This window comes from Paraburkholderia sp. (genome assembly GCF_035948235.1).
Taxonomy (GTDB): domain Bacteria; phylum Pseudomonadota; class Gammaproteobacteria; order Burkholderiales; family Burkholderiaceae; genus Paraburkholderia.
This window is the reverse complement of the sequence record NZ_DASZJJ010000088.1, coordinates 1-6,231: the sequence shown is the minus strand read 5'-3', so window position 1 is coordinate 6,231 and position 6,231 is coordinate 1. Positions and strand designations below refer to the sequence as shown.

At 63.5% G+C, this 6,231-nt stretch carries 6 protein-coding genes and 1 tRNA gene; 6 read left to right on the top strand and 1 reads right to left on the bottom strand.

Annotated elements, in window-relative coordinates:
* From VG320_RS07250 to VG320_RS07230, 5 genes are all read left to right on the top strand, one after another.
* A partial coding sequence (locus VG320_RS07250) for a formate dehydrogenase subunit gamma (RefSeq protein ID WP_327199449.1) occupies window positions 1-548 on the top strand: 548 nt, incomplete at its 5' end.
* Between the two features lie 109 nt (window positions 549-657).
* Complete coding sequence (gene fdhE, locus VG320_RS07245; protein ID WP_327199448.1) at window positions 658-1,623, top strand: formate dehydrogenase accessory protein FdhE; 966 nt, start codon at window positions 658-660, stop codon at window positions 1,621-1,623.
* A gap of 10 nt (window positions 1,624-1,633) precedes the next feature.
* Window positions 1,634-3,094, top strand: a complete 1,461-nt coding sequence (selA, locus tag VG320_RS07240) for an L-seryl-tRNA(Sec) selenium transferase (protein WP_327199447.1) — start codon at window positions 1,634-1,636, stop codon at window positions 3,092-3,094.
* Window positions 3,091-5,004 carry a selenocysteine-specific translation elongation factor gene (gene selB / locus VG320_RS07235; RefSeq protein ID WP_327199446.1) on the top strand — a complete coding sequence of 638 codons (1,914 nt, stop codon included), beginning with the start codon at window positions 3,091-3,093 and terminating at the stop codon, window positions 5,002-5,004. Before selA ends, selB begins: the two co-directional genes overlap by 4 nt.
* A 66-nt stretch (window positions 5,005-5,070) precedes the next feature.
* A tRNA-Sec gene (locus VG320_RS07230) sits at window positions 5,071-5,166 on the top strand.
* Between the two features lie 12 nt (window positions 5,167-5,178).
* Here the strand turns inward: VG320_RS07230 and VG320_RS07225 are convergent.
* Window positions 5,179-5,562 carry an ATP-dependent protease gene (locus tag VG320_RS07225; protein ID WP_327199445.1) on the bottom strand — a complete coding sequence of 128 codons (384 nt, stop codon included), beginning with the start codon at window positions 5,560-5,562 and terminating at the stop codon, window positions 5,179-5,181.
* Window positions 5,563-5,932: 370 nt separating this feature from the next.
* On the opposite strand from VG320_RS07225, the gene VG320_RS07220 reads away from it, so the two are divergent.
* Window positions 5,933-6,231, top strand: a 299-nt coding sequence (locus tag VG320_RS07220; RefSeq protein ID WP_327199444.1) for a DNA polymerase ligase N-terminal domain-containing protein, incomplete at its 3' end; no start/stop codon positions are given.

Sequence of the window (6,231 nt, the reverse complement as noted above, 5' to 3'; positions counted from 1 at the left end):
TTGTCCTGCTCGCGCTCTCCGGACTGGCGATGTTTCATCCGTCGATGTTCTGGCTATCCGCGCTGTTCGGCGGCGGGCAGTGGACGCGCATCCTGCATCCGTTCATCGGCATCGTGATGTTCGTCTCTTTCATGATTCTCGCGCTGCGTTTCTGGCATCACAACTATCTCGACAAGGCCGACGTGCAGTGGCTCAAACAGATGGGTGACGTGCTGAATAATCGCGAGGACAAGCTGCCCGAAATCGGCAAATACAATGCGGGACAGAAGCTGTTATTCTTTACGCTGGTGGTTTGCCTCGTGCTGCTGCTGCTGAGCGGCATTGTGATCTGGCGGCGTTACTTTTCGTTCTACTTCCCGATCACGATCATTCGCATTGCCGCCGTTGTGCATGCGGCCGCGGCCTTCGTGCTGATCGTGAGTATCGTCGTGCACATCTATGCGGCGATCTGGGTGAAGGGATCGATTGGCGCGATGACGCGCGGCTATGTCACCTGGGGCTGGGCGCGCAAACATCATCCGCGCTGGTTCCGCGAGAGCATCAAGTAGCCGTCCTTCTGCAGACCTTCAGGGACGCGCTGCTGGCAAGCCGCCTCGCCCGCGAGGGCGCGGCGGCTTTTTTGCTGGTGTTTTGCTGGCTGGACGGAGACCCAAAGCCGTGACGCAACAACGCATACTCGACCCGGAACAGATCCAGACGCAGGACCCGTCCGCGATTCCCCGCGTCCGCTTGCCCGAGCGCGCAACGCTATTCAAGGAGCGCGCCGCGCGACTGCGCAAACTGGCGGATCGCAATCCGATCGGCGGCTATATGCGGCTGATGGCAGTACTCGTGGACGCACAGCAACAGGCGCTCGACCATCTTGACGCGCAGATGCCTTCTGCCGAGGCGATCGCCGGCGCGCAACGTCACTCGATGCCGATTTTGCCCGCGCTGGGCGCAGATCGCGATCCGCAATGGCGTGTGGTCTTGCGGCGTCTCGCCGATCGTGTAGAAGCGGCGGGCGCCATCACGCCCGCACTCGCCAAAGTACTCGACGACTTGCGCGCGATGAGCGACGCGCAACTCGACGCCCAGGCGGATGCGTTGCTCGCGCAACGTTATGCGGAAGTCGCCCCCGCCACCGCGCCTTTCATCACGGCTGCGTTGCAAACCGTGTGGACCGCGCTCGCGAGCCGCCTCAATGTGAAAGACGTGCCTTATGTGGATGCGCCCGGTGTGTGCCCAGTGTGCGGCCTGCCGCCCGTGGCTAGCATCGTGCGTGTGGGCGGCGCTTTCCAGGGCTATCGCTACACGCAATGCAGCCTCTGCGCTACGGAACATCATGTGGTGCGCGTCAAATGCACGAATTGCGATTCGACTAAAGGGATTGCCTATCACGGCATCGACGGCATCGACGGTATCGACGGAGGCGATGTGGCGTCAAGCGCCGCCTTGAAAGCCGAATCGTGCGACGAATGCCACACGTATCGCAAGATCGGCTATCAGGACAAAGACCTCGAATTCGAACCGCTTGCCGACGATCTCGCGAGCCTCACTCTCGATCTGTTGATGAGCGAAGCGGGCTACCGGCGTGCGAGCGCGAACCCGCTGCTGTATCCCGAAGCCCCGGCCGATCAATGAGGCGAGCCCGATGAGTGAAACCGTGGAGCAGGGCGCCAAACCCGCGCTGAATGCGCTGCTGGCGCAGATGCCTGCTGTGGAGCGTGTCATCGCGTCGACCGAAGCGCAAGCGCTGATTGCGCAATACGGACGCACTCAGGTGCTCGCGGCGATTCGCGCGACGCTCGATGGATGGCGTCGCGATATACAGGCGGGCGAATCGGCCTTTTTCACCGATGCCGACGTCGAAGCATTTTCAATCGCGCGCGTCATTGCCGAAGCCGATCACAGCCTGAGCGCACGCACGCAAAGCAAACTACGCGCAGTATTCAATCTCACCGGCACCGTGCTGCATACGAACCTGGGCCGCGCGCTATTGCCCGACGAAGCGGTAAGCGCCGTCGTGCAAGCGCTCACGCAGCCGGCGAACCTCGAATTCGACCTGGCTTCCGGCAAGCGCGGCGATCGCGACGATCTGATCGACGAACTCATCTGCGAACTCACCGGCGCAGAAGCAGCGACCGTTGTAAACAATAACGCGGCGGCCGTGCTGCTCACGCTTTCCGCGCTTGCGGCGCGTAAGGAGGTGATCGTCTCGCGTGGCGAACTGGTGGAGATCGGCGGCGCGTTCCGCATTCCCGACATCATGAGCCGCGCCGGCGCGCGCCTGCGCGAGATCGGCACGACCAATCGCACGCATCTTAAGGATTACGAAGCGGCTATCAGCGCGCGCACGGCGCTGCTGATGAAGGTCCATTGCAGCAACTACGCGATTAGCGGCTTTACGAAGAACGTCGAACTCGACGAACTCGCGCCGCTTGCGCGTAGTCACAGCCTGCCGGTTGCGGTGGACCTGGGCAGCGGCACGCTCACGGATCTCACGCAATGGGGCCTTCCTGCCGAACCCACCGTGCGCGCCACCGTGGAAGCGGGCGCAGATATCGTCACTTTCAGCGGCGACAAATTGCTGGGCGGCCCGCAGGCGGGGCTGATCGTCGGGCGCAAGGAGTTGATTGCGAAGATCAAGAAGCATCCGCTCAAGCGGGCATTGCGGGTGGGCAAGCTCACGCTCGCGGCGCTGGAACCGGTGCTCAGGCTTTATCAGGCGCCCGAGTTCTTGCGCGAGCGCCTGACTACGTTGCGCCTGCTCACGCGCGCCGCCGCCGACATGCACGAAGTCGCAACGCGTGCCTTGCCCGCCTGCCAGCGTGCACTGGGAGAAGGCTACGACGTGAGCATCGAGCCGATGTTCAGCCAGATCGGCAGCGGCGCCTTGCCTGTCGATGTATTGCCGAGCAGCGGCCTGGTCGTGCGCCATCGCGGCAAGGGAGGCAGTGGCCGCGCGCTGCTCAAGCTCGAACGCGCCTTGCGCGCGCTGCCGCGCCCCGTGATCGGCCGCATCGCCGACGACGCGCTGCGCCTCGACCTGCGCTGCCTTGAAAGCGCCGACGAAGCGGCGTTCATTGCTCAACTCGCGGAGTTGCGCCTGTGATCGTTGGTACGGCGGGACACATCGATCACGGCAAAACCACGCTCGTGCGTGCGCTGACCGGCGTGGACACAGATCGCCTGAAGGAAGAAAAAGCGCGCGGCATTTCGATCGAGCTCGGCTACGCCTATGCGCCGCTGGCGAACGGCGACGTGCTTGGCTTTATCGACGTGCCCGGTCACGAAAAGCTCGTGCATACGATGGCCGCCGGTGCGTGCGGGATCGACTTTGCGCTGCTCGTAATTGCCGCCGACGATGGCGTGATGCCGCAAACGCGCGAACATCTGGCGATTCTGCAATTGCTGGGCGTGCAGCGCGGAGCGATCGCGCTTACCAAGGTGGATCGCGTGGATGCTACGCGGCTGACGCAGGTGCGCGAGGAAATCTCGACATGGCTCGCGCCGACTACGCTCACCGACGCGCCGCTCTTCGAAACGAACGCAAGCGTGCAGGGCGACACGGGCGTAGCGCAACTCGATGCGTATCTGCGCGAATGCGCGACGCAATCTCAATCGCGCCGCGACGATGGTTTGTTTCGTCTCGCAGTAGACCGCGTGTTTACGCTGACGGGGCAAGGCACCATCGTGACCGGCACGGTGTTTTCCGGACGCGTGCATGCAGGCGACACGCTGCTGCTCGCACCCGCTGGCGCAACAGTGCGCGTGCGCGGCATCCATGCGCAAAATCGTGCTGCTGAAACCGGCCATGCGGGAGAACGTTGCGCGCTCAACTTGACCGGCATCGACAAAGATCGCATCGCGCGCGGCGACTGGATCGTCGATGCGAGGATCGCGCAGCCAGCCACACGGCTGGACGTCGAACTGCAATTGCTGGCCGACGCCGATATCGCTTTGCAGCACTGGTCGCCGTTGCACGTGCATCTGGGAACGACGCATCGGATGGCAAACGTCGCGCTGCTCGAAGGCGACACGCTCAAGGCCGGCGAACAGGCGCGCGTGCAACTGGTGTTCGATGCGCCGCTGCACGCGATGCCGGGCGACCGCTTTATTGTGCGCAACGCGCAGGCGAGCCGCACGGTGGGCGGCGGCCGTGTACTGGATCCGTTCGGCCCGGCGCGCCGGCGGCGCACGCCACAGCGGCATGCGTGGCTCGACGCGCTGCGCAAGTGGCTGGACGAAGCACGCGTGGAGGCGCTCATCGCGCAGGCGCCGCATGGGCTGGAACGTAGCGCGCTAGTGCAGTTGACAGGCTACGATGCAGCAACGCTTGCGTTGCCCGATGACGTCGTCGTCATTGCGCCACAAGGCCGTGCCGAAGACGCCACGTTGCTTGCAAGCGAACATTGGGCGCATCTGGCCGCACGCATCGTCGACGTGCTGGGCGATTTTCATGCGCGTGTGCCCGACGAGCAGGGTCCGGACGCCGCGCGCCTGCGGCGCATGGCGGCGCCGCTTGCGAGCGACACGGTCTGGCGCGCGGCCGTCGATGCGCTGGTCGAGCAGGGGCGTATCGCGCGCAGCGGGCCCTGGCTGCATCTGCCATCGCATGCGGTTTCGCTGGATGCGGAAGAAGAGGCGCTGGTGGCGCGGCTCATGCCCTTGATCGCGCACGGGCACTTTGATCCGCCGTGGGTGCGGGATCTCGCGCGTGAGGTTCATCAGCCCGAAGAGAAGGTCCGCGCTGTGCTGCGCAAACTCGCGCGTCTGGGGCGTCTTTATCAGATCGTGCGCGATCTGTTTTACGACCGGGAGGTCGTGCATGAACTGGCGCGTCTGATCGCACGCTCGGCGCAGAACGAGGGTCTCGGCGCGGCGGCGTTTCGCGACGCGTCCGGGTTGGGCCGCAAGCGCGCGATCCAGATTCTGGAGTTCTTCGATCGCGTTGGATATACTCGATTCCAGCGCGATCTGCATCTGTTGAGACCCGATAGCCGGATGCGCGAATGGCTGTGAACGGACGATGACAATGCATGCATGCGCATCGATTTCGCGCATCGTGCAGCGGTTTCTGTGGTCAAGGGAAGGCAATCGCATCCGGTGGTGCGGCTGGACTTCAAATCCAGTTGGGGACGTCAGCCGTTCCCGGGATGGTTCGACTCCATCTGCTTTCCGCCAGTTACGCGCGGTTCAGAGATCCCCGCGCACTTCACCGGTCCCCAGCGCATTGCGCAGCCGGTTGACTTCCGCCCAAAGCTCATCGCTATCGTCGTTGCGCAGTATGACCATACAGTCCAGTTGAGCATCGTCCACGCCGAAGTATTCGAGGATTTCCCTGCGCACGGCATGGACGAACTGCGCGTATTCCGGGGTCGCCTGAGCCTGCGCGTGCAGGGCGTCGTATGCTGCATCGTCCGCGCCGCCGCCGTGTTCGTCGATATAACGCGAGATCCACAGGTCCCGTTCGCGGTCGTAGTCGGCTTCGGCGCGCATCGCCTGCACAGCCGTGTGGAAATCCAGTTGGGCAAACGCGGCGATCGCCGCCGTGGTTGCCTCGTCAAATGCAGTTGTCATTCCCAATCTCATCGTTGTCGTGGCGCATCATCGAACGGATTCAATGCTGGCCCGCATTGAGCAGCATCCATACCTGCGCCGCCGGCAGTCCGGCCTGAATACGCACGAAGACAGCATTGCACCGGCTGCATGTGTAGTGCTGTTTCGCCTGAGCGTCCCTGGTCGCCCCCGCATCGTTCAGTACGAGTTGCGGATGCGGTTCTTCAGTAGACGGCTTTCCGTGGAGATCGGCACACGGTCTGCACGGTTGAATCCAGAGGTCCATATATCGGCGTTACGTAGTTGCAGTCACACTGTCCGCGCTAATCGACGCGGGCCGGGTCTTTAATTTGCGGTGGCGCATTGCAGATGCGATTCCTACACTGGAACCATGGCCAGCGCGCGCGATTCTACCGCTCCACCGCTTTCCCGCTATCGAAAGAAGCGGGATTTTACTGTTACGCCCGAACCGGCGCCGCCAGCGGTGGCCGCGGCTACGCCCGCCAGGCTGGGTTTCGTCGTGCAGAAGCACTGGGCCAGTCGTCTGCATTATGACTTCCGGCTTGAGCTTGCCGGCGTGCTCCTGTCCTGGGCAGTCCCCAAGGGGCCGTGCTACGACCCGAAGGCCAAACGCATGGCCGTGCACGTCGAGGATCACCCCGCCGACTATGCCAGCTTCGAGGGGGCAAT

Excerpts from the sequence above, each read along its gene's own strand:
- selA (WP_327199447.1), top strand. The coding sequence starts at position 1,634 with ATGAGTGAAACCGTGGAGCAGGGCGCCAAACCCGCGCTGAATGCGCTG.
- VG320_RS07225 (WP_327199445.1), bottom strand. The coding sequence starts at position 5,562 with ATGACAACTGCATTTGACGAGGCAACCACGGCGGCGATCGCCGCGTTT.